General features: G+C 60.6%; 16 protein-coding genes and 1 pseudogene. 9 read left to right on the forward strand and 8 right to left on the reverse strand.

Annotated elements, in window-relative coordinates; genetic code table 11:
* From EYB53_RS10670 to EYB53_RS10690, 5 genes are all read right to left on the reverse strand, one after another.
* The coding region (locus tag EYB53_RS10670; RefSeq protein WP_135478218.1) for a DUF8811 domain-containing protein at positions 1-4,009 on the reverse strand (4,009 nt) is incomplete at its 3' end.
* 13 nt (positions 4,010-4,022) lie between these two features.
* On the reverse strand, positions 4,023-5,357 hold the full coding sequence (locus tag EYB53_RS10675; RefSeq protein ID WP_135478173.1) for a hypothetical protein: 1,335 nt from the start codon (positions 5,355-5,357) through the stop codon (positions 4,023-4,025).
* Between the two features lie 23 nt (positions 5,358-5,380).
* Positions 5,381-6,940: a right-handed parallel beta-helix repeat-containing protein gene (locus tag EYB53_RS10680; protein WP_135478174.1), complete on the reverse strand. Its 1,560-nt coding sequence runs from the start codon at positions 6,938-6,940 to the stop codon at positions 5,381-5,383.
* Between the two features lie 152 nt (positions 6,941-7,092).
* Positions 7,093-8,655, reverse strand: coding sequence for a beta-propeller domain-containing protein (locus tag EYB53_RS10685; RefSeq protein ID WP_135478175.1), 1,563 nt, complete (start codon positions 8,653-8,655; stop codon positions 7,093-7,095).
* Between the two features lie 45 nt (positions 8,656-8,700).
* Positions 8,701-9,225 carry a hypothetical protein gene (locus tag EYB53_RS10690; protein ID WP_135478176.1) on the reverse strand — a complete coding sequence of 175 codons (525 nt, stop codon included), beginning with the start codon at positions 9,223-9,225 and terminating at the stop codon, positions 8,701-8,703.
* A 1,008-nt stretch (positions 9,226-10,233) separates the two neighbouring features.
* On the opposite strand from EYB53_RS10690, the gene EYB53_RS10695 reads away from it, so the two are divergent.
* Positions 10,234-10,686, forward strand: coding sequence for a site-specific integrase (locus tag EYB53_RS10695; protein ID WP_167857343.1), 453 nt, complete (start codon positions 10,234-10,236; stop codon positions 10,684-10,686).
* Between the two features lie 11 nt (positions 10,687-10,697).
* Positions 10,698-11,136: pseudogene (locus tag EYB53_RS10700) on the forward strand (site-specific integrase); the annotation flags it as partial.
* A gap of 390 nt (positions 11,137-11,526) precedes the next feature.
* Here the strand turns inward: EYB53_RS10700 and EYB53_RS10705 are convergent.
* Together EYB53_RS10705 and EYB53_RS10710 are read right to left on the reverse strand one after the other, a co-directional pair.
* Positions 11,527-12,483, reverse strand: a complete 957-nt coding sequence (locus EYB53_RS10705) for an ATP-binding protein (RefSeq protein ID WP_503827063.1) — start codon at positions 12,481-12,483, stop codon at positions 11,527-11,529.
* 303 nt (positions 12,484-12,786) lie between these two features.
* Complete coding sequence (locus tag EYB53_RS10710; protein WP_135478179.1) at positions 12,787-12,984, reverse strand: hypothetical protein; 198 nt, start codon at positions 12,982-12,984, stop codon at positions 12,787-12,789.
* A 192-nt stretch (positions 12,985-13,176) separates the two neighbouring features.
* Between EYB53_RS10710 and EYB53_RS10715 the strand changes: the two genes are divergently transcribed.
* Positions 13,177-15,444 (forward strand): helix-turn-helix domain-containing protein, encoded by a 2,268-nt coding sequence (locus EYB53_RS10715; RefSeq protein WP_135478180.1) that lies wholly within the window; start codon positions 13,177-13,179, stop codon positions 15,442-15,444.
* 22 nt (positions 15,445-15,466) lie between these two features.
* Here the strand turns inward: EYB53_RS10715 and EYB53_RS10720 are convergent, their stop codons facing one another.
* Positions 15,467-15,646 carry a hypothetical protein gene (locus EYB53_RS10720; protein ID WP_135478181.1) on the reverse strand — a complete coding sequence of 60 codons (180 nt, stop codon included), beginning with the start codon at positions 15,644-15,646 and terminating at the stop codon, positions 15,467-15,469.
* 850 nt (positions 15,647-16,496) lie between these two features.
* Between EYB53_RS10720 and EYB53_RS10725 the strand changes: the two genes are divergently transcribed.
* The 6 genes from EYB53_RS10725 (at position 16,497) to EYB53_RS10750 (ending at position 22,451) form a co-directional block, all read left to right on the forward strand.
* On the forward strand, positions 16,497-18,521 hold the full coding sequence (locus tag EYB53_RS10725) for a hypothetical protein (protein ID WP_135478183.1): 2,025 nt from the start codon (positions 16,497-16,499) through the stop codon (positions 18,519-18,521).
* On the forward strand, positions 18,521-19,384 hold the full coding sequence (locus EYB53_RS10730; protein ID WP_135478184.1) for an ATP-binding protein: 864 nt from the start codon (positions 18,521-18,523) through the stop codon (positions 19,382-19,384). The genes EYB53_RS10725 and EYB53_RS10730 overlap by 1 nt, the downstream gene beginning before the upstream one ends.
* Positions 19,366-20,100: a phosphorylated adapter RNA export RNA-binding domain-containing protein gene (locus EYB53_RS10735; RefSeq protein WP_135478185.1), complete on the forward strand. Its 735-nt coding sequence runs from the start codon at positions 19,366-19,368 to the stop codon at positions 20,098-20,100. Before EYB53_RS10730 ends, EYB53_RS10735 begins: the two co-directional genes overlap by 19 nt.
* 26 nt (positions 20,101-20,126) lie before the next feature.
* Entirely contained in the window at positions 20,127-21,116 is a 990-nt protein-coding gene (locus tag EYB53_RS10740; RefSeq protein WP_135478186.1) for a ParM/StbA family protein, read from the forward strand.
* Entirely contained in the window at positions 21,113-21,607 is a 495-nt protein-coding gene (locus tag EYB53_RS10745; protein WP_135478187.1) for a hypothetical protein, read from the forward strand. Before EYB53_RS10740 ends, EYB53_RS10745 begins: the two co-directional genes overlap by 4 nt.
* Positions 21,608-21,728: 121 nt before the next feature.
* Positions 21,729-22,451 carry a hypothetical protein gene (locus tag EYB53_RS10750; protein ID WP_135478188.1) on the forward strand — a complete coding sequence of 241 codons (723 nt, stop codon included), beginning with the start codon at positions 21,729-21,731 and terminating at the stop codon, positions 22,449-22,451.

Consider the following 22,451-nt stretch of genomic DNA (forward strand, 5'->3'; position numbering starts at 1 on the left):
TCACGGGCGTGAAGCTATAGCCCGCGAGCGTCGGCGTGAGCACGTGCGTGCCATAGGGTACCTCGGTCAACGTGTAGGCCCCGGTGCTATCCGTCGTGGCATTGCGCGTGCCGTCGGTGATCACCACATCCGCCAGGCCCACGCCGTCCACCGTCACCTGTCCCGTCACCGGGAAGGTGAGGAGGGTCGCCGTAAAGTCCTGACCCGCCAGCACTTCCGTCACCGTGATCGTCCGCGTCACGGGCGTGAAGCTATAGCCCGCGAGCGTCGGCGTGAGCACGTGCGTGCCATACGGCACGTCCGTGAGCGTGTAGGCCCCGGTCGCGGTCGTCGTCACGGTGCGCGTGCCATCCGTGATGACGACATCGGCCAGACCCACGCCATCGACCGTCACCTGCCCCGTCACCGGGAAGGTCTGTAGGGTGGCGACAAAGTCTTGCCCATCGAGATCGCTGGTCACGGTCACGCTTCGGGTCGGTGGGATGAACGTGTAACCAGCGAGGGTCGGCGTGAGTACATGTGGCCCATATGGCACGTTCGTGAGCGTATACGCTCCTGTATGGTCGGTCGTTGCCGTTCCGATGCCATCGGTGATCACGACATCCGCCAGACCCAGACCCTCCAGCGTGATATGTCCACGTATGCGATGCGTACTGATATGCTTCAGGTGATCAGACTCACGACCAACGAGTGCATTGCGATACAGAAAGAGCAGGCCGGTCTGTGAGGGCGAAGCCGCAGCCCCCTCGGGGCTTGACGTCCACGCGACGTTGACGCTGCCCGCAGGTGGCACATCAACCAAGCGGTCAGCTTCGGGGATGGCATAACGTGACAACCCAGGCGTGTACTGATACGTTCCCGTACAGACCCCGTTCACCTTGGGCGCACAATCCCAGGCGGTGCCGCCAAAGTAGGCATCGAAGAGGAAGACGCTGAAGCTGAAGGGCTGCCCTGGGGTCACCCCGACCAACGCGGCATCCATCGGCAGAATGAAGTTCTGCGTATTGAACGTCGAGTCGATGAAGTAGATAGGACTTGCAACGCGGGGCGTCGCCGCCAGATCAATAACAAAGACCACATTGCGCCCGTCGCTGCCATTGAGCGCAAGATCGGCATTGAAGATGACATAGTCATCGGTACCGTCGTTATTCGCGTCAATGTAGATGTCGATCTCGACCGGGTACTGACTCGCCCGATACGGGTTATCCCAGAGGGTCACGCCGAACTCGAGGAAATCGTTCGGACTCACAACACTGGTTGCACGGACACCGAGTTCCTTCAGATCGACAGGCGACTGATTACAGCCGGGGTCAAAGCCACCCGAGGCACAGTCACCGACCGTATAGCCATAGTCGTTGGCATCGGCGACGATGAGATCAAAGATGTCAACCTCGCCGGTCACGACGGAAGACGCATTGTTGAGCACAGTCGTCTGAGAGACCAGACTGGTCGTACCCAGCGACACATCAGCCACCGCCTTGGGCAACACATGCCAGACGACATGGATCGGAGCCCCGCTGGTCGGCGTGATGCTCACGTAACCATCGTATTCCTGGAACGTCAGGGCCGCGCCATTCGCCCCAAGCAAGCCCTTATTGACGATCCATGGGTGCAGGGCTGCGGGATCGATCGTCATCACGACGGGCACACTCACCGTGCCATTGGCCGGAATGGTGACCTCTGCCTGCCCTGGCGTGACCACCACACCCTGATCGGCATCTTGCGCATAGCGGAAGACCGATGCGAGCGTCACGGTCTGCGCGGCATTCGCCAGATTCTTGATCGTCAGGGTTCGCGTCAAGGTCTGGCTCTCAGCAACCGGCTGATAGCCAAAGGACATGCTGCCCGTCCAGGCCAGCGACGAGGCACTGGTGCTATCCCAGGCCACGAGCGTGCTCGAGTACGCTGCGCTTGCATCAACTTGACCGCCACCAATGCGGGTAATTGGTGCCAGCACCGTACCAGGATCGCCCTGCCAGATCTCGAGATTGCCCGTATTCATCAGCAGCGCTTTGTACTGCTGCACGATCAGCGTATCCGTGTAGACCTGCTTGAGCAACGCGGCCACACCCGAGACCATCGGCGCGGCCCCGGAGGTGCCACCAAACGGCCCGGTGGCGGCCCCACCAGCAGCGATCGCCGAAATCGAAGCACCAGGCGCACCAATGTCGGGCTTGATCACATTATCGTGATTACGTGGGCCACGCGACGAACTGCCGACCATCGTATTCGCCAGACTAATCGCATTGGCCGGATCGATCCCCACCACCACGCCATTCGCAATCTGCGCCTTGAGCAGGTTCGAGGCAGCCTGAGTGATCATAAACGACGGAATAGTGATGGGGCGGTCGCCGCCATCGCCACCCTCGAAGGGGTCGCTAGGATCTACTAGGCCGATCAACGAGATCGCCGCACCAGCTGCCGATGCATTTACGGCTTTGGCGGTGAAATTACACCCCCCGCGATCAGCCAGAACCACCGAACCGGTCAGGGGGGTGGTATACACCGCACACCCGTTGGTATTGGAGCCATCTGCGTTGCCATAGACAACCGGGCCTTGGATCAGCACATTCGTCGGGGGCACTGACCAGTTCTGGAAGACGGCCGTATTGATCGTGCCACTGACCGCACTGCTTGCATAGAAGAGCGGATAGCGCGTCGCTGAGGGCACGGAGGTCTGGGCGACACTCAGCACGCCATCGCCGATCGAAGGACTCCCGACGATGAAGGGCTTGTCTGCCGAGTTCCCCGCCGACGCGACCACGAGAATGCCCATCGCAGCCGCTCGATTCGAGAAGTAGGTGAGATCATTCTCGGGTTGCCCGTAGTTGGCACCAAGCGACATATTGATCACATCAACCGGGTCAACGGTGGCGGGATCACGGTCAAGATCGGCAGCATTGTCAACCGAAGCCAGCAACGCCAGACCGTTACATGCGGAACTGAACGACGCACACGCCTTGAAGCCATAGATCTCGGCTTCAGGAGCCACACCGGCACCCTTGGCGGGGTACGGACCATCTTCATTGGTGCCCGCCAGATAGCCAAAGCCACCGATGATATCGGCGACGTGGGTGCCGTGGCCTTCAAAGTCAATCGGGTTGCTATCAGTGATAATGGTCGTATTGGTCGAACCATTCCACTGCTCACCGAGCCAGTCAAAGCCACCCTTGATGCGCGGGGCCGCCGGGCCAAAGAGCGCCGGATCCGCGGGTTGCGCATAGGCACAATCCGGATCGTGGGCAACCGTGCGATCACAATCAGGGCTGTCGCCATAGTAGGCCGCTTCCCAGCCGGCCACGGTTCCTGGGCCGCCAAAGGCCAGGTGGCTAAAGTCAATCCCCGAGTCAATGACCGCAACTTTGACCCCAGCCCCGGTGACATTCAGGTTTTGCAGGGTGCTGGCCCCGATGAAGGGCACCGTCTCGGCCAAGTCACGCGTGTAATTGCGCACATGCGACAGGCGCTCAACGCCAGCAATCCGGCTCACGCGGCCAGCAAGATTGGCCGGCATCTGCACGGCAAGGCCACTGCTGAGCGTCGTGAAACGATAGATCACCGTCCCACCAAGGGCCTCAATCTCACTGCCGACCCGTGTCTGCACCTGCGCAATGCGGTTGGCATACGCCGTGCGCTGGGCCGCACGAATGCTCACCTGCTCGACCAACGCGGGCATGTCAAGGTAGACCACCACATCGATCACCTCGTTGCCCATGGCTTCGAGGGTCGGAATGGTGGTGTCCTCGCCACGTTGGGCAGCGGGAATGACCATACCACGAGGGGCGATCCGATCACGGGCAACCAGGCCAGCGATCAGCGCCGCGTCTTCAGGGGAGACGCGCTCATACAGGAATGCGTCGAGATCTGCCTCTGAGACGGGGACAATCCGTTCTGGCGCGGCGGTGAACGACCCGCTGCCCAGATTGCTTTGCGCAAACGTGAACGCAAAGCCCGACACTAGCATTGCCAAGGCCAGTGTGACCAACAACCAACGACTACGACCAACCATGTCAGCCTCCTGTTCAAACAACGCAGTATTGCCTCACGGAGGAAGTGCCGCTGTGGGGGCAACCGCAGCAGCACCATCCTCGTTTTAGGGACGTGCCTCGTTCACTTACCGCCGCACCAGCGGTAAGACGATGTTCATCGGCCCACGCACCGCCTTGGTGACGGTGGTGCTGGCCTTGTTCACCGCGCCGCACCCCGACCATGCTGCGCAGGGTGAGCGTGCGGCTGCGTTCGGTGGTGCTGAGTTGGGCATTGCCAAGCGGGATCGTAATTAGCTTCTGTTTCTCCCCCGCTGCAAAGTGCAGGCCACCCACCGTGTTCAGGGCGTCTAACCCGATGCTGCGGTACTGCACTGTCACCGGGCCACTGGCGGCTATGCTCAACTGCACCTCCACCGTGAGATGACTGCTGCCCTGGCCCACTTCGTAGGTCGCATGACTAAACGTGAACGTGGGGACGGGCACACCCTCAAGCGGCGTCAGGTGCATATGCAGATCGAGCACCTCTGGCGGCACGCCAACCATGGCAATGGTACTGACGCAACGTGCGTAGCCTGCTGCCTCCACCGTGACGTACCAGCAGCCACGAGCGACATCCCAGCCGTAGGAGCCATCGCTGCCCGTGACCTGCGGGTTAATCTGTGGATCGATCAGGTTGGGAACGGGCATAGGGATCACACCGAGCGACTCATCGGCAGGCGGCAGGTCGTCCCAGGTGCGCGAGCCGAGTGTAGCGGGACTCTCGCAGGTGTTGGGGGTGACATCGTCGGCACTGGCCTTGGGCGCGTAGCCGGGGACATTGAAGAACTGGACGACCGCCCCGGCAATCGGTTCGTTGGTGGTCGCATCGCGCACGAAGCCGCTGGGGTCGTAGAGTATCACGCGACCCAACGGCTCACTGATGGCTTCGCCCGCGCAGGTGTAGCGCACCCCCAACACACCACTAACGACCTGTGTCGCCGGGATGGTCATGGTGAAGATGCCACTCCCTGCCGGTGTTTCGCTCAATGGGAACGTGCTGTCTCCTAAGGTAAGTGTTGCTGTCGTTGGCGTGGTACCAGGGGCACAGTTGAGCGGCAACGCAATGTGCAGGTCGCGGCGCGTAGGATGCGCCATGCCCACCGTGACGAGGCCAGTTGTGGGATCGGTAGTAACCGAGGCGCCATTGCCGTTGATCAAGACGTCCGATGCCAGAGACTGCCCAAAGATCGCGTCAATCGCACTGGTGGTGGCGTCCTGGGTGACGGCTACCAGATTGGACTGGGTGGCAGACAGACCAGTGAACTGCCCTAGCCCAAGCAAGGCCAGCGCCAGGCCCAGCAGCGTGAACCGTGTGATCGTTGTAAACATTGGGTTCCTCCTTGTCTCGGCGCTTAGCGTTGGAGGAGCGGCAGGTACACAAGATTGCGCAGCAAACCCGCCGGCACAGTCATCTCAACTCCACTACCGTCTCTTGCCCGCAAAGGTGCGACGACATCAACCGTAAAAGCTGCCGAAGCCGTCAGGGATGTGCCAGATTGATCTGTGTCAGCGCGGGCGCTCAAGATGTAGGATCCAAGATCAGCTTGATCGGTTGCCAGTATGAGCCTGAAATAACCATTAGCGTCGGCCTGAATTGTATCGAGAGCATATCCATTGATCGTCAGAATAACCGGGCCATTGGCGAGAAAACCACCACCTACGAAAGTGAAGTAACTGCCCGGTCTGCCGTTGAGATACGTACCAACTAACCCTGGGGACTGAACTGGATTGACTTCCACTGGTTGGGTCAGCCACGGTTCGTACACAGCTTCTTGAGAAGATGCGTTCTCACGGTAATCAAAAATCCCATCCTCAATCGCAAGGATATCGTTTGTGCCCCACCAGTTCATCCGTACATCAATTGGATCGCTGTTTGTCCGAGAAACATTCACCGTCAGATTGCGATTAGTTAGACTACCGTCAATTGGACTGCGCTTGCTATTATTGTAAATATTATTGTTCGTAATCTTCACGCCAGGCCCAGTGACAATAATACCACCATTACCTTGATTATTTGTAATGGTATTGCCTTCGATTGTTATATTTCCACCGACTGAAATTCCACCGAGGCTAAACAGTCCAGATCCAACGTAAATGTTGTCACTGATTATATTGCCGCTGATTATGCCGAATTCGCTGGCATTAAACGACATTCCGTCGTCATTGTTTGTTATTATGTTATTTTTGATTTGCACAATCCTACCTCTGGCAACTCCAATGGCTTTTCTCTGATTGCCGCGAATAGTGTTGCCAGCAATCAAGACTGGCTGAATACGTGAGACAGAGGGGGGATTGATCGATGCTGAAACGGAAATACCTTCTCTGTCATAGCCCTCAATCAGATTTGCTGTAACATGAAAAGTGCCTGCAACTTGCCCCCCAATTCCTACTCCTTGGCCGTAACGCATCGTGTTGTGATCAAGATATGGCGCAGCGCTATCCAGCCATATAGCGCTCGATGCTGTATATTCGATCCACGCATACTGAATGACACTTCCGCCAAGGTAATTGCCGGCTGGATCAAATGTCGCGGTGGTGCTGGAACGCTTAAAGATAATACCCTTCCAGTCACCTTTGGCGGGATTGGCCTGATTTGACGTAAAGGTAATTGCTTGTGACGCTGTTCCTCGGGCAATAAGGGTTCCTTCAATCGTCAGCGTTGGATTGGAAGCAAACTTGATCCGCGTACCGGGCAAAATCGTCAGCGTAATGCCATGCGGCACGAGCACATTGCCACTGATCACATAACCATCGGGGCACTCCGCCGGGCTCCAGGTGGTATCGCCCGTAAGCTGGCCCGAGTAGCTCTTGCAGATGAAGGCTGCCACTTCGCCTTGGGCACGTACCGGAACAACGGCGGCGACCAGACTAACCAACAGCGTCAACAGCGCCAGCAGGGTGATCCGTTTCATGGTTTCCTCCTAAATTCTGCTCATAAGCAAGACACCTTGACCGAGGATTGGGGGAGTGATTTGCATCTGTAGAACCCAGCCTTACATCCCACTGGATGGTGGGAAGATGCGAGGGAAGCAGCTTCCCTCGCGTACCCTGACCTACCCAATCACTACTGCCCCGCCCGCACCTCTTGCCCCAACAGGCCCAAGAGCACGTGGTAGGGGGGCGCATTCTCGGGGTGCAACTCGAAGCGGGCACGCTCGAAGTATTGCACCTGGTATTCGCGTCCATCGCTCAACTGCTCCGTGATCAGGCCGGTGAGCGGCAGGCCAAAGAGGGCCAGGTTTTCGCTTTCGCTCAAGCCGGGACGGCCATCGAGTTCAAGGCCATTAGCGCGCCAGGCGGCCAGAATGTCGCCACAGACGTTGCGCCCCGTCTCGACGAAGAAGCGGCAGCCAGTCTGGGGCGTTTCGGGTGCGACCGCCTGCCAGTCGTAACCGCGCTGTGCTAAACGATCCGCACCGAGCCGCCCCAGCAGCACATCGTAGGGGCGCGGGTTGGCCGGGTGCAACTCGAGGCGATTGCGCTCGAACCACTGCACCTGGATCGCCCGCCCCTCAATCATCTCCTCGCGCTGCTCCGTTAGCGGGAAGCCAAAGACCGGCAAGCCGCCATTCTGCTCCCAGTAGCTACGGATGCGCCCCGCAATGCAGAAACCAGTCTCGGCAAAACAGCGCTCGTCACCCGCCGGGGGCGGTGGGGCTGGTGCAGGTGACCCGGCTGGGCGCGACCAGTTGGGGGAGCGACCATCATCAACGAGCTTAAACCGCCCTGATCCGTCGGCGTTGACGATAAAAATGCCAATTCCTCCCAACTCCATGCCGTAATAAGCTATTTTGCTGCCGTCAGGAGACCATGTGGGCTCATAAGCCTCAAAAAAATCGTCTTCGTTGATCCAGCGAGCTGCGCTAGAACCATCAGCAGGCATTACAAACAAGAAGCCAACATCACCAGCGGTATTAGCGATGAACGCCAAGCGGCTACCATCGGGTGACCATGCTGGGGCGCTACCTGCTGTTAAGAACTGAGCAGCACCGCCATTTTTATCAACTATATAAATAGCTGAGTAGTTATAATGATATGTAACACCTTCTCCCTCGCGTACATCCACAGATGAGAAAGAAATTCTATTCCCATCAGGATGCCAAGCAAGATCAGCGATCCAATTTGGCCGTTCGTTATTAAGTTGAAAGAATATCGGTATTTCAACGATGTCTGATCCATCAGAACGCATCGTGAAAAGCTTTCTTGCCGATTCATTTTCGCTATAAATAAAAGCGATGCGTTGACCATCAGGCGACCAAACTGGCTGAGACGCCCAATCCAATCTCGTCAGGCGTCTGATATTGCTGCCATCGGCTTGCATGACATAGATATCGCTGTGCCAGGCATCGGCTCTAAACTGTTGATAGATAGTAAAAGCAATCTGGCTTCCATCCGGCGACCAGACCGGATGCGCATAATCACCTCGAGTATCAAACGAAGTCAAGCGGGTGAGGCCACTCCCATCGGGATTGATGACCGAGATCGCACTCTTACCTTCTGCTTCGTGATACGAAACAAACACAATCCGCCCCTGATCCGCCTGGGCCTGCACGCCAGACGGCGCAGCGGGCAACGCCAGCAGCAGCGCAACGATGAGGATCCCCAACACCAGTGAGAAACGTTGCATGGTCTTGCACTCCTTTGTCGCTATGTGTCTCCCTTGACTTCGAGCCTACCTGAGCGCTTGGCCGCCTAGCAGTGGCGGAAGCTCGCCCCCCTGTCTCCTGCTCCCCTGACGGGAGCGAGGAGCGGTGATGCCCAAACACCTGATGGCGGTGCAGGAAAACGCCCCTCCACCCTGGTGGGGGCGAGGGGCGGGTGGGAGGGAAAGGCTATCGCCAGCCCAAAACGTTCTCCCTGAGCGGAGGGTGGGGGCGGGCATCCACGCCGCAGGAAAACTGACCACCCCACCCAGGTCGTGCAGGGCCGCCAGACATGCCGCACGCAAGGCAGTCTGCAGATCGTGATTCAGGTGTGCCCGCTCAGCCGGGGTGCTGCCCTCCCGCAACCGGAGCCCCGCCGTCTGCAGCGCCTCACTGCCCGATGCGCTGAGCGCATTGGCGAGGATCCCCGACGCACCGGGGAGCACCTGGTCAGCCGCTGCGCTGACGAGGCCCCCCGCCAGGCCGCCGAGCAGCGCCCCAACCGGGCCTGCGGCCAGACTTCCCACCATGCTTCCGAGGCTCCGAAGCTGCATCGCTGGCTTTCTCTGGCACGGGCGAACGACACCGATCACCCGGAGCCAGTCCCGCCCCCCTGCTATGGCTGGTGGGGGCTTCGGCGACCACCTCTGGCGCCCTCCCCTCGCCGCGTGGCAAGAGGCAGCGCATCGTCACGGATGGACACGGAATCAGACTCGGTGGCACGTCAACAACCGGGACGAGGAGCAAGATGCAGCATGCAGGTGACGGGCCGCGGAGACCACCACGCTCGGTCACACCGACAACAACGAGCACCCTGATGCAGGAGCAGCTCGGTCGTCGGCCCAGGTCGGCGTCGCGAGAGGGAAGATGGGCACGATGAAGATAGCATAGAAATCAGCCCTGTTTGGTTAAGAACCATCCACGCAGCAGTGACATGTTTTTTTGTGGAAAAAGGCACAAAGAAAACGACCCGTAAAGGTTGTGGAGCATGGCGTTATCCGGGGAGGCAGAAACGGGACATGGCACCGCTGCGTGAACCCGTGAACCAGGGGGCCGGGCGAGCGCATGTTGCGACGATCACGCGACGGGTCTACCAGCGGGATCGGGGTAAACCCTCCGAAAACGCGCATGCGCAGAGACATGCGCTCGCGGGAGCCAACATACCGCACGCGCACGCCCCATTGCCCTGACCGCATGTTCTGCCAAGCACCGCACCCACGCCATCCCTGCCCCCCATTGACCGCCGCGCAGCCCTGCGCCGCGCCCTCACACCGCAACACCCCCGCTGCGCACCGCTTTAGGCAGCGCGGTGCGCAGCGCGCCCTTCTCACGCTCAGCTGCCAGAACGGCGAATACCGCTGCGCACCGCTTTAGGCAGCGCGGTGCGCAGCGGGGGTGCGTGGACACCAGTGAACGATTAAGGTGGAGCCATTTGTCAAGACACAACATCGGCAGGACAACGGCGCGGCAACGGAGAAGGGGCCATCTACCAGCGTGACAGCGACGGCAAGTGGTGCGCGTCCGTCGACCTGGGCCTGGTCAATGGCAAGCGCACGCGCAAAGTGATCTACGGGAAGACCCGCAAAGAGGTTGCGGCCAAACTGAAGGCCATCCATCGCGACCAGGCCGCCGGCGTCAATCTGACGCCGCAGCAACAGACCGTTACGCAGTTCCTGAAGACCTGGCTTGAGGAGACCGTCAAGCGCCAGGTGCGCGTGCGAACGTACGCCAAGTATGCCCAGGACGTCCAGCACCACATCATTCCAGCGGTAGGCACGCTTCAACTCACCGGGCTCACTCCTGACCACGTCCAGAAGATGCTCAACCATCTGGCAGACAACGGGCTCTCGTCCAACTCCATCCGCAACGTGCGGGCAACGCTGCGCTGCGCCCTGAATCAGGCCCTCCGCTACGGCTACGTCGTGCGCAATGTCGCCACCCTGGTGGACATCCCTGGCAAGGTCACATTCAAAGCCCAGCCGCTCACGACGGTCCAGGCGCAGAAACTCCTTTGACACTGTCCAAGGTGGATCGTCTGGAGGCACTCTACCGTATTGCCCTGGGGCTCGGTCCACGAAAAGGCGAAATCCTCGGGCTGCGCTGGGAGGATGTCGATCTGGTCGGGGCCACAATCTGCATCTCTGGCTCATTGCAGCGCCAGAATGGTCGCTTAGAGCGCAGCACGACCAAGACCGAGGCCAGTGTCCGCACGATCGCCCTGCCGCTGCGCCTGGTGAACGCGCTGAAGCAACACCGCGCGTGTCAGGAGGCCGAGCAGAAGGCTGCGGCAAACTGGAGCAAGAGCGGGATGGTTTTCACCTCGCGTATTGGCACGCCACTCGCACCAGAGAGCCTGACGGAGCACTTCAAGGCGCTGCTGGAGAAGGCCGGCCTGCCGAAGACCGTCCGTTTTCACGACCTGCGCCACACTGATGATCAAGCAAGGTATTCACCCGCGCGTGGTGATGGAGATCCTGGGCCATTCCCAAATCTCGACCACGATGAACACCTATGGGCACGTGCTCCCCGAGGTCCAGCGCGAGGCGGTGAACGTCCTGGACGAGCTTTTCGCCGAGGGAGATGACGACGCTGCGACAACGGCGCCCCCGCCCAATCCCCCGACGTCTTCGGCGCCGGAGACAGCCGACTGGGAGGGGAGCATTTCCACGCCGATTTCGTCATCGGTGACGAAAAGGCATGACGAAATTGGCGGGCAGAAGTCAACGCGGTTCGAGCATCCCGGGCAAGAAGCGGTGATGGTGCCGCACACGCGCCATTACAACGACAGGAAACCTACGATTTCGCCACACCATTTCGTCAAGCCTGACGAAATGGTGTGGCGAAAAAGAAACGGATCAGGGCAGGTAGAAACGTTTCGCCCGGCGCTTTCCACGGGCAACGAGCAGCCCGTGCGCGGCAAGTTCGGTCAAGTCACGCAGGCCGGTGCTTGGCGAGACACCCGTCGCGACACAGTACTCGCTGGTGCTGATGCTCCCGGCCACCCGCACCATCTCCAGCGCCTTCAACTGGCGCTCGTTCAGCCCTTCCGGCTCCATCCCCTTCCCACCATTGCGGAAGGTCACGACGAAGTCGAAGTGCTCGGAGAACTCCGGCGGCGGCAGGCCCAGGGCTTCCATCTCGCGGAGCATAAAGCGGATACCGGAGCCAATGCGCTCCATGTACCCCGGCAAATCGCGGAGCAGGCCGGCCAGTACAGGGTTACGCGGCACTGAGGTGACGCGAAGCGCGACCAGGTCGTTGAGTGAGACGCCGGGCAGCAAGGCCCCTGGGCTGCGGATCTCAACGCGGTCGGAGTACAGAAAGACGCGCACCGTCTCGCCGGAGCGGGCGTAGTCGCGGTGGATCACCGCATTGACCACCGCCTCGCGGAGGGCTTCATAGGGATATTCGGGCTCGTCCTCGCGGTAAAAGCCGCGGATGGTGGCTCCCACGCGGATATACTGTCGCAGGAAGCTGCTCGCCTTGTCGATCAGTTCAGGCATCGTTCCCACGAAGTTTTTGCGGTCGATGTAGGTGCGGATGCCCTGGGTGTCGGCGTACTTAATGCAGACGACCTCGCTCTGCGGCAGGTAAAGCTGCGGGTCGTAGCCGAACATCAGGAGGCCGGCGTGCGTGGGGCGAGCCTCGCCAGTCTGCGGGTCCTCGGCCACCGCCTTGAGGCCGATGAGCATCTCGGTTCCAGAGCTATGGCGCTGGCGTGCCCGGCTCTCGGGCGACCGGCTTGCGAAGTAGCGGTCGAGCGCCTCGCCGCCGTATCTCCCAAGAGCGCACCTGTGATGTTTTCGGTTCAAGCATTGACACCCTACGGCTTGCTGACAGGGTCAGGTATGCCACCTGGGCGGCTCGTAGACGGCCTGAGCGCCCGCCAAAGAGCGTGCCTGTTCCAACGTCTCCTGTCTCCTGGGAGCCCGGGCGGCCCGCCCACGCTCCCAGCGGCAATGCTGCCCCCAGGTGTGAAGCAGTACCAATGAGTGTTCTTTGCGTTCTTTGCGTTCTTTCGTGGCTGAAAGAATCAACCAATGGGTGTTCTTTACGTTCTTTCGTGACTGAAAGAATCAACCATCTCGTTCGAGAACAAGCGGCCCGCCTATCCCTCAGAAGCGGATCACACCCAACAGCACCAGCATCACCAGCGCGGTAATGATCAGAGGCAGGCAACCGCCACCCGATGCGGACGGCTCGGGCTGGGGCACCGGAATGTAGATAACCTGCGGCGCTGGCGGACTGCGAAAGAATCCGCCAAGCAGGGCCGCAAGAGCGACGACCAGAGCCATCAGTGATAAAATCTCCATCGGGGGCCTCCTCTCGGTGTGGACACGGTTCCTGGTTGGAGTAAACTACAGACCAGCGCGGATCTGGCCCCCAGGCAACGCGGAACATTCCCCAGTGGTGACACCGAAATTTCGGCGTGCCTGCGCCGACATGTCCGCGTGGTGACACGGCAGCATGGTCAGGTGAGCCAATGCAACTGCCAGGAGAAGACAATGCGTAACCGTAGCGAAACCTTTGGCCGCCTGCTCAAGGGGGCCATCAACAGCATCGCCACCTATGAAGGCAAGACCGCGCCGATCATCGAGGAGGAACTGGCCGAGCAGGTTGGCCTGGCCGGCTCAGCGATCCAGCGCTACAAAGCCGGCTCCCTGCCCCCCGACCCGCGCACCATCGAAATCATCGCCGAAGCTGCCGTTCGGCGCGGCCTCTTCTCGCGTGAGTGGCTCCAGCGCTTCCTGCACGCCGCCCGCTACCACCAAGCCGACCAACTGCTCGACCGCCTCTGTCCCCTCGGCCCGGCGCGCCCGCGGCCACCACGGGTCTACCAGAACCTGCCAGCCCCAACCTATAGCCAGTTTGTGATGCGTGCCGAAGCCTTTGCTGAGGTACTGGACGGCCTGAGCAAACGCTCGGCGGCGGTAATCATCGTCGGTCTCGGTGGCAACGGCAAGACCAGTCTCGCCCGCGAAGTTGCCGACGCCTGCCTGAAAGACGAGAACAGCCCGGCACGGTTCGATGCAGCGGTCTGGGTCAGCGACAAAGACCGCCCAGGCACGACCAACCTCAGCATCGTGCTCGACGAGATCGCCCGCACGCTCGACTACCCCGGCTTCACCCAGTTCGAGCACGACGAAAAACGCCGCGAGGTCGAGCAACTGCTACGCCGCCAGCGCGTGCTCGTCTGCCTCGACAACGTCGAGACGATCACTGACGGCGCACTGCTCTCCTGGCTCCTAAATCTACCCGAACCGAGCAAGACGCTGATCACCACCCGCGAGTACCGCCGCGAGTATCGGCGCGGTGGCTGGCCGGTGGAGTTGCGCGGGATGAGTGACAGCGAGGCGTGGCAATTGATCCACGAACGTGCCTGCCTGCTCAAGATCGATCAACTCATTGGCGCACCAGACCAGGTGGAACCCTTGCTCGCGGCTACGGGCGGCAACCCCAAAGCCTTGACCATCACCCTGGGGCTGCTCAAATACGAACGGCGACCCTTGCAGCAGGTGGTTGATGATCTGTATGCAGCCCGTGGCGAGCTTTTCGCTGACCTCTTTGATCGTGCCTGGTCACTCCTTGACGAAGCCGCTCGACGCGTGCTTCTGGTTGCCACCTTCTTCCCAACCAATGCGAGCGCCGAAGCACTGAGTGCCAGCGCTGATGTCCAGGGGTTTGCCTTCGACCGAGCAGTAGAGCGTCTCGCTGATCTTGCGCTGCTTGATGTGCAGCAGGATGATCTCAATCATCCACCACGCTACACCATTCATCCTCTGGTTCATGCCTTTGCCATGGCGCACTTGGCCGATCAGCCATTATTTGAGCGTGATGCCCGCGAACGATGGGTTTCTTGGTGTGTAACTCTTGCACTACAAGTAGGCCATTGCCCTCATGAAGTGGAAAAATTATCACTGCTCGATCTGGAACACGAGACAACCTTCTGGGCGATGAAGTGGGCTTACCACAATCGGTGCTATGAAGATGTCCTCCAACTCGGGCACGGTTCTATGTACTATTATTATGTGAAAGGGTTATGGGATAAATGGTTTGATGCAAACTTGATGCGGCTCGAAGCAGTGCGAAAGATAGAAAATTTCATTGAAGAGGTTCGTGCGCTCGCATATCAAGTTCAGATGTTAAGTCGACAGGGAAAAATTAGTGAGGCAACGGAGTTTCGCCAAGCACTTGAACATCGCATCCACAACCGACCTCTCTCTGGGGATACCTTCTTCCTCGTTCACCATTGTCTCGGTGCATATGCTCTTGCCATTGATGATGTTAAAGCGGCTGAAATGTCTTGGCGAAGGATTCTTGCTGAACCCGAACAGCTCTCCCACTATCGAAGTGTGACAAGTCGTCAATGGGTAGGTCTGTGCTTATACTACCAAGGACAGAAGCAAGCAGCCCGTGCGCTGTTCCAGGAGGCACTTCACGAGGCCGTTGTGCATAACTATGGGCGCTACATGCTCTTCAACCAGATCCGTCTCGCTGCGCTTGAGCTGGATGAAGAAAACATCGATCGTGCCGAACAAGCACTTGAGCAAAGTGTTCGGCTAGCACGCCACTACCATGATCGCGAACAGCTCGCATACGCTTTACGTCTGACTTCGCGTCTGTGCGCGATGCAGGAGAATACCCATGCCGCAAAGGCAGCGCTTGCCGAGGCAATTGATCTCTTTGAACGAATAGGCCTACGCCGTGACCTCGCCGAGGCCCGCGAGGAGTTGCGTCGACTCGATGAGATGGGCGACGCGCCAGCGGTCTGACGCCTCGTCCACCTTCTTGCGCTCAGCCCCCTTCCAGCGCCCGCAGCGCGACGCGCAGCAACTCGATCAGCGCCGGCAGCGTCGGCATCAGCGGGATAGCACCGGGGGCCAGCAGCGCGGCGAGCAGCACGAAGGCGAACAGGACGAAGGCGGCCAGGGCGAGCGTCGCTCGGTAGTCGCGGGCGGTGCGGTTGCTGTTCATCTCTAACCTCCTGGCCTATCATTGCTTGGGCCGATGGTTAGAGTATCGCGTGAAATCGCTCGGATGTGCGGGATATCTTATGAGGCAAACTTCAGCATCGGGGTGGCCGGAGCAGGCTCGAAGTTGTAAGGAATTTCCGAACACCTCATCAACGCACGCCTGGCGTATGGCGACACACAGCCGTGGACGGCAACAGACGCTCCGACTTTGGCTACATGATTGGCTACATGAAACGCCTCCGGGCCGATCTTGGCGACCGACCCGGAGGCGTTCCAGAGCATCCCAATGCTGGTGCCGGAGACGGGACTCGAACCCGTAAGGGGTTGCCCCCAGCGGTTTTTAAGGGCGAACAGGTGGGGCGACACAGTCCGTCAGATGCCCGCGAACCTGATCAGGACGCATAAACCGTTGCGTGAGGATCAGCCTCAGCAGGGCAGCGAGCCGGTCTCGAACACTCTCACCATTACTCACAGGTGCGGCCTGAGGGCGGCGCGACCCTGCCTCGTGTTGGGTATGGCGCTGCTCGCTTGGGTTGCCGCGCACAGCCTGCGCGATGCTGCGCGAAGGCCGCGTGCGCCGCTGTGGGCTCTCCATCTGCCTGGCTGGCACGCGGGTCTCCCGCCATAAGGCGGTTCCCGTTGTGCGGCATTCACGATGAGAGGAGCCCCCAGGAGGCCGGGGAATCAACAAGGCTCAATCGACTTCCGTTGCCGCCAAGCACCAGTCGAGTGAGCCTCCCCGGATCAAGCTTTCGGACCGAGTCCGTAGGCCTGGTTTCCTGTTGTCTGCTCCATTATAACATCCGCCGATCCCTTGTCAAGCTATTGGATGGAAAAAAGGAGCATTGACCATGACCGTGTTTTCATCATCGGGGTCATCGGTACGCGGGCGCACGGGCGCGGTACAGGATGGCCTGTCTCCGCATCCCGCCCCATATCTGCGGGTGCCTGAGCGTCTGTTGCGCACCTATGCGCACGACCCGCTGGCCGTGGGAGTCTATCTGGTCGTCGCTCGGTGTGCGTTGGCCCACCAGGCACCGGTACCGTTGTCGGCAGCTGATCTGGCTGCGTTGTCGGGAGATCTGCACGTGCGCGATGCGAAGGTGATGCGTCGTATTCGTCATCTGGTTGCCGCTGGCTGGCTGGTAGCCCATGCTGCGCCGGCGGTGAAACCCCGCCTCTGGCCAGTGTGGGCACCGCAGGTTCCCTGGTGTCTGGATTCAGCGCAACAGGGCAAGCCCGGGCGGGTACAGACCTGCCGTGTGCCGCTGGAACTCTTCGATACCTATCTGGGACGCCTAGAGCCACACGCCGGTCGCCGTCCGGCAATCATTGTGCGCTATTTTACGCATCCGTTGCTCGATCTCGCTGATTTGGGTCGTTTCGTGTTGTGTCACGCTGGGTATGCTCTGCCAAACTACCGGCTTTTTGAATTGGCATTGATGGAAGGAACGTCTGCGTTGCCCGCCGTTCCGCTGACTCTGACGGAGTTGTTGCACCGCGCTGTGGCCGGAACGCTGCGGGTGACCACTGCCTGCGGGATAGTGAAAATCGAACCGAGTCGCGCGGGCTGGCGCAAACTGGGCTATGAGGGCGACCCGCGCGCAGCAGCCAACGGATCACCTAACGGATCATGCAACGGATCAGCATTGAACCCTCAGCAGATCGCGGAACCGATCACGCAACGGATCGCCCGCTCCCCTTCAGAGGAGACGGTCCTTTCGGCTTCAGGATGCGACAAAGTCCCTCAAGAAGAGCCAAACGGCGCGTATGCATGGGATTCATGGGATATGAATCAACGAATGAATCCCCCACCGCACGCGTCGGGGGGCATGGGCGGCGGCGAAGTTGCTCAGACCACTGGATCGCGAGCACCGCTCCTGGCAAGCGCAGGAACCGGAGGAGGCCAGGCGATGGACGGCGACGACCTCCCACGGGGAGGGGATGTGCGCCTCGGTGAGCTCGATCCGGCACTGCGCGATGGTCACGCAACCCTCAATGCGGCGCGCCCGATCCATCCAGGCGAGTGGTTTGAGCTGCTGCACTTGCAGCAGACCTATGGAGCGGAACGTATGCTGGTCTGGCAGGCCCGGGCGGCCCGGGCGGCCCGTGATCCTGCTCGTGGCATTGTGCCAGCCTATTATCAGGTCTGCGCCGCCGATGAGGGCGCTGCTGAAGCGGAGTTTCGGTTGATCGCGCCAGGTCTGACGCACGCTCACCTGGGTGACCAACTGGCACCCGGAGAATGCCATCCCGACGCGTGCGCATTCGCCCGCGAGCCGACGGAGCATGCACACGACCAGTACGCCACCGGAGACGTAGCCAGGGATCAGGCGTCCCCTTCGCGCCAGCATGAGGCTGCCACTGCGCCACTACCGCCGCCAACGTACCCTCCCCCTTGCAGGGCACCCGGACTCGATCCTGCGTGTGAGGCGTTGCTGCAGGCGATGGGTGTGCGTGCCCGTTACAAACTGGTCGGGGTCCCGCTTGCGCTAATCCATGCCTGGCACGAAGCCCTCCTGCATCCTGGCATTGCTGCGCGGTTTGCCGATCCGGTCGCGTTTGCTGTTTCGCAAATGATGCAGCAGATCCCGCCACCACCGTTGCACGAACGTGAGCGCTGGGCGGCCTGGGAGGCTTCCTCAGGAGGCGTCCGCTCCATACCGCTCATTGCCCCGCAGGACGCAGAACCCAGTGACGGGGAAGCGGCAGCCTGGATCGCACATGCCCGTCGACTTGTGCCGACGGCCTCATCGGATGATCTGGCAACCCTGGTGAGCTTTTTGCTGCAGGGGGCAACTGATACGGAAGCGCAAACCTGGCTAGCTGAACAACGAGCTAATGAGGGACAACGAGCCAGGCAGGAGGTGGTGTGATGAAACGCGCTTGTTTGCATCAGTCCAGGGCCGTTGAGCGAGAAGCGCACGAGGAGATGCCTGAGCGAGCTTTCGCCCCATCGATTGACGATGACGCCACATGGAGCGACGGCCCCGACACGCCGCATTGCGCGGCATGCGAGGGCATCGGGTGGTTGCGTCCCAAGCTTCCCGTTGGTGCTCCAGGCTATAACCAGCTGATCCCGTGCGCATGTACCACCATCCGGCGTGCCCGTCGTCGGCTGGCCCAGTTACAGGAACTCAGCCATATCGACGCGTTTCAGGCCCAGACCTTCGCCACCTTCAACCGATTGGTGCCTGGCCTTCAGGTCGCGTACCAACGGGCACGCACGTTTGCGCAGAACCCAACCGGCTGGTTGACCCTGCTTGGGCCGTGCGGTTGTGGCAAAACCCATCTGGCAGCGGCCATTGCGCATGCGGCATTTGCCGCTGAACAACCGGCACTGCTGGTGGTTGTGCCGGATCTGCTCGATCACCTTCGTGCGACCTACAGCCCAACCAGCACCGTCTCGTACGACCAGGTCTTCACACATGTGCGCGAAGTCGAGTTGCTGATCCTCGACGACCTGGGAACCGAAAGTGCCACCCCCTGGGCGCGCGAAAAGATGTACCAGTTGATCAACCATCGCTACAACCACCGGTTAGCGACCGTCTTTACCAGCAACATTCGCCTTGAGCAACTCGATCCGCGGGTCGCCTCACGCATGCACGACCCGGCGCTTCCTGCCTGCATTGTCACGATTCAAGCCCAGGATTATCGACGCCGCCCCCTCACCCCTGACCAGCGTCATCGTCCGACAACACCTGATGAAGGAGCCCAGGGATGCCTAAACAAGCGTTGACCCATGCGACGATCGCACAGGTGACCCAGCAACTGGCGGCGCAATTAGGCGAGACAGCAGCGGCACCACTTCGCCAGATCCAGCGTATTGTCACGGTTCTGGGACGCGAGCGTGCGCAGGCCTTCGTCGCCGAAGCCCTGGCACGCCAAGCCGAGGGCGGCTTGCTGGTGCCAGATGGCAGTCGCCAGCGCACCCTGGGCGGAATTTTCTTTTATCTCGTGAAAGCCCACGTCACCCCACAGCAGCGCAGGCAGCTCTTTCATCACCCACCACCACGCCGTCACCCACCGCAAAGCAACGCTCCAGCGCTGCCTGCTCTCACGTGGCCTACACGGAAGAGCGCGGTACGTGAGGGACTTGAGCAGAAAGGAGTCGCCCATTCTGTGAAGATCACGCTGATTGGTCGCCCCGGCATCATTGTCACCCGCTCGAATTGTGTATTGACGGCAATGGAGAGCACCCGTGGACCCAGCCTGCCCAGAGGCTTGCCTCCCATCCCGCCAACCCCAACAACCTACACCATCTACATTGCCCACCGCCACTGGGCTCGGGTCGCTGACGCGCTTGCCAATCCTGATGACAAACTCATCGTTGAAGGTTGGGCCGCCTATGATCCCGAGCTTGAAGGGATCGCCGTCTTTGCCACCTTTGTCACCACGACGCTCACCCGTGCGCAGCAGCACCAGTCCGCAACAGAAACTGAACCACTGCTATGAATACGGTCTCAGAAAGGAACCTTCGCATGCAACACGCAGGACATGGCCCGAATATTGGTCACGGTTATGTGAAATATGTCATCATTGACGCGAAAGGATGCGAACTGCCGCCGGTGATCTTTCCGGCGATGATCAGCCCGGCTGGACGCAGCGTCACAGGTGCGCTGGCGCACGTAGCAACGGTGCGTGCGGGTGGGGGCGCGTGGTGGAGTGGTGAGGATGCGTTGCTGGCGGGGTCACCCCTGACTATCCTGGCGCAAGAACGCCTCACCGATCCGGTATTTCTGCCGGTGCTCCTACGCAGTGCCTTGCACCGCCTAGGGGCGCTGAATGGCACCGCTCGTGGCGTGTGTGTCACGGGCCTCCCGGCAACCTGGGCGCTGGATCACGCGAAAGCGCGGGCATTGGGGGCCCATTTGCGTGACGCGCATAGCGGGTATAGCAGCATTCGGGTGATCCCTGAACCACTCGGCCTGGTGTATGCCGCAGCCCTCGATAATCATGGGCACCTTGTGGGCGATCCCGCGCTGCTTGAAGGTCAGATTGCCGTAGTTGATCTGGGCCACCACACGGTTGATCTCGCTGTCTTGCGCCGTCTGGTGCCGGTGCCAGCCAGCCTGGATACGTATCATCTTGGTACTTCGCGCCCCCTTCAGGCGATCCGCGCCCGTTTGAGTGCGACCTTTGAACGTGAACTCACACTCTTTGAAACTGATCAGGCGGTGCGGGCCGAAGCCCTGCTCGTCGCAGGCGAACCACGCTCGCTTCCGCATGGCTGGGATCGCCCCCTCCTCCAGCATGGTGAGGCTATCGCGGCGCGACTGGTCGAAGCTTGGGGCCGGGGCAGCCAGTTTGATACCATCCTCATCGGTGGGGGCGGGGCCGAACTTGCGCCTCTGGTCACGGCTATTCAGCAACGGTTTCGGCATGCCCAGCTGGTTGCGCAGCCGCAGACCGCAATCGCCCGTGGGTATGCCCGTCTCGCACGACGCCTGGGCGGGGCATCTGCGCCATGACAACATCGATGCGCCTCTTACCCGTGCGCGTAAGTGCGCCAGTGCGCCACCTGATTGACCAGGTAGGGGCAGTCAACCCGGCCACCCGTGCGCTCCTGTTGCTAGGAGCAGCACGGGCTGGCCTCGATCTGCGCGGCCTCGACCGAGAGCTTGCCATCGTGCTGGCGGCAGGCTTGGCCCCAGAAGTGCAGACGGCGCTGCGCGAGGTGTTTGATCAGGTGCATGCTGCCACGCGCACCGAGCAGGCTCCAGTGCATAGCCACGCTAGACAAGCAAGCAGCGCCTGCACCGGGTGTACGGCGCTTGTGCCAGAAGCGCACGCCTATGCCACAGAGCGATCAACGGGCACCGCGCCCACAAAGCAGGCTCAAGCCGGGGGGCCGTGGCTGTCCAGCGAACTGGTCGCTGACCCAGCACCCACAACCGACCCGCCACCTGCGCGAGCCGATGCAGGTGCCGATCCGTTCGCGATGGTTGGCATTGACGTGTGACGGTTCCCACGGCGATCACTGCGAGGAGCCGGGATATCTGCCGTCGACAGCTCCCGGCTCACCGCTGTCACCCTGTCCCGTGGCTTCCGTAATGGTCGAACATTAGAAGGAGCAAACAGTTATGCCCATTCGCGTTCCGGATCAATCCACGCCAGCGCATAGACAAGACCCTGCAGAGCTGTCAGTTGATGGTGACTCATTGCCCGAGGCGGCACTTCCCGATCCCAAACCGGGCGCGCCTGACGTCACCGTCCCACCACGGTTACCACGGCCGCGACGCGACCGCCGTGACGACGCGTCACTGCCCCCACCCACCGCGATTCGGGGTCTGTACCGTCGCATCGGAACCAGCTTTGCCCTGGTCGGTGCCGCCCTGATTGGGAGCCTCATGTGGTACTATGGAGGTATCTTTTCGCTCGACTATCTGGCTGACACCTTTGCCCCCATCAACGCCTTGATGCACGGCAACCCCTGGTGGTATTTCTGGTGGATCCCGGTCGTCATTTCGGCAATCGAGCTTTTTCTCTGGCCGCGCCGCGAACGGCGTTTCGCTATCTTCACACTCCGGCTGGTCATCTGGGTGCTGGTGCTGGCATTTGATGTCTTGACGACAATGCGTGGCTTGTTACCAATCTTGGCCGAGCTCGGGCTGCCTGCCTTTCAGCACACCGACGGCCCTCCATGGCTCGCCTATGGCATCAGTGGTATCATCGGCCTGGCCTTTGCCTATATGCCCGAAAAGATCGCCCGCTGGGTGCTCAGCGATCTCTGGAATCTCTGGATCGCACCGCTCTGGAAGCGGTTTCGCCACAGCGCACCGCACGTCGAGCGAGCGTCGGCATAG

The sequence above is a fragment of the Candidatus Chloroploca mongolica genome, assembly GCF_004762035.2.
Lineage (GTDB): Bacteria > Chloroflexota > Chloroflexia > Chloroflexales > Chloroflexaceae > Chloroploca > Chloroploca mongolica.

Coding starts and splice junctions, on each gene's coding strand:
- EYB53_RS10675 (WP_135478173.1), bottom strand. CDS start 5,357: ATGTTTACAACGATCACACGGTTCACGCTGCTGGGCCTGGCGCTGGCC.
- EYB53_RS10680 (WP_135478174.1), bottom strand. CDS start 6,940: ATGAAACGGATCACCCTGCTGGCGCTGTTGACGCTGTTGGTTAGTCTG.
- EYB53_RS10685 (WP_135478175.1), bottom strand. CDS start 8,655: ATGCAACGTTTCTCACTGGTGTTGGGGATCCTCATCGTTGCGCTGCTG.
- EYB53_RS10690 (WP_135478176.1), bottom strand. CDS start 9,225: ATGCAGCTTCGGAGCCTCGGAAGCATGGTGGGAAGTCTGGCCGCAGGC.
- EYB53_RS10710 (WP_135478179.1), bottom strand. CDS start 12,984: ATGGAGATTTTATCACTGATGGCTCTGGTCGTCGCTCTTGCGGCCCTG.
- EYB53_RS10715 (WP_135478180.1), top strand. CDS start 13,177: ATGCGTAACCGTAGCGAAACCTTTGGCCGCCTGCTCAAGGGGGCCATC.
- EYB53_RS10720 (WP_135478181.1), bottom strand. CDS start 15,646: ATGAACAGCAACCGCACCGCCCGCGACTACCGAGCGACGCTCGCCCTG.
- EYB53_RS10725 (WP_135478183.1), top strand. CDS start 16,497: ATGACCGTGTTTTCATCATCGGGGTCATCGGTACGCGGGCGCACGGGC.
- EYB53_RS10730 (WP_135478184.1), top strand. CDS start 18,521: ATGAAACGCGCTTGTTTGCATCAGTCCAGGGCCGTTGAGCGAGAAGCG.
- EYB53_RS10735 (WP_135478185.1), top strand. CDS start 19,366: ATGCCTAAACAAGCGTTGACCCATGCGACGATCGCACAGGTGACCCAG.
- EYB53_RS10740 (WP_135478186.1), top strand. CDS start 20,127: ATGCAACACGCAGGACATGGCCCGAATATTGGTCACGGTTATGTGAAA.
- EYB53_RS10745 (WP_135478187.1), top strand. CDS start 21,113: ATGACAACATCGATGCGCCTCTTACCCGTGCGCGTAAGTGCGCCAGTG.
- EYB53_RS10750 (WP_135478188.1), top strand. CDS start 21,729: ATGCCCATTCGCGTTCCGGATCAATCCACGCCAGCGCATAGACAAGAC.